Consider the following 823-nt stretch of genomic DNA (forward strand, 5'->3'; position numbering starts at 1 on the left):
CCTCATCTTTTTTGCGAAGAAGAGAGTAAATATCGCTATATCCAGAAAAGATGAGGATAAAAATACTCTGAGGATAAGCCGCATTATCCTAACATTCGGATAATGCGGCTATACAGATATGCGCAAATCGATTGATGGTCTCTGTGCCATTATCGAAGACCAGCTTAAGATGGATCCGACATCCAGTGCGCTCTTCCTGTTCTGTGGAAGAAGACGGGACAGGATCAAAGCTCTGTTCCGTGAACCGGATGGTTTTGTCCTGATCTATAAACGGTTGTCTGTCCGGGGCGGCTATCAATGGCCAAGGAAGCAGTCGGAAGTCCGGAATCTTTCCTGGCGGGAGTTCGACTGGCTGATGTCAGGAATTGATATCGACCAACCAAAAGCACTCAAAGCAGAGTAAAAAAGTATCTGGATTCCGGTAAAAATCCTGCACAGAAAAATGGCAGATTTCCTTATAAATTCAGCATTTTTCAGCACTTGTTTTCCTTTAGGAATGGCTGTATTTCTGGTATAATAGAGGTATCAAATCCAAGGAGAGAACGATGGCTTCCAGTGCAAAAGACATCCAGCTGCGAGAGCTGAAGGACACCATAACACAACTGAAAACAATGGTCTCGGAACAGACGGAACTGATCAGATCTCTCCGCCTTGTTATTGACGAAAAAACCAGCCACGAAAAAGCCCTTCAGGAACAGGTGGACTATCTTACCAAAAAGCTTTTCGGTTCTTCCAGCGAAAGAAGAACCGATGACATTCCAGGACAGCAGCACCTTTTTGATGAAGCGGAAGTGGAACAGGATCCTTCCCTGTTGGAAGAAGA

General features: G+C 44.8%; 1 protein-coding gene and 1 pseudogene. Both read left to right on the forward strand.

Annotated elements, in window-relative coordinates:
• Positions 1–115 precede the first annotated feature (115 nt).
• Positions 116–403: pseudogene (tnpB, locus tag WMO25_RS18465) on the forward strand (IS66 family insertion sequence element accessory protein TnpB); the annotation flags it as partial.
• Positions 404–545: 142 nt separating this feature from the next.
• The coding region (locus WMO25_RS18965) for an IS66 family transposase (RefSeq protein ID WP_494337451.1) at positions 546–823 on the forward strand (278 nt) is incomplete at its 3' end.

Source organism: Coprococcus intestinihominis, assembly GCF_040096555.1.
Taxonomy (GTDB): Bacteria; Bacillota; Clostridia; order Lachnospirales; family Lachnospiraceae; genus Coprococcus_A; species Coprococcus_A intestinihominis.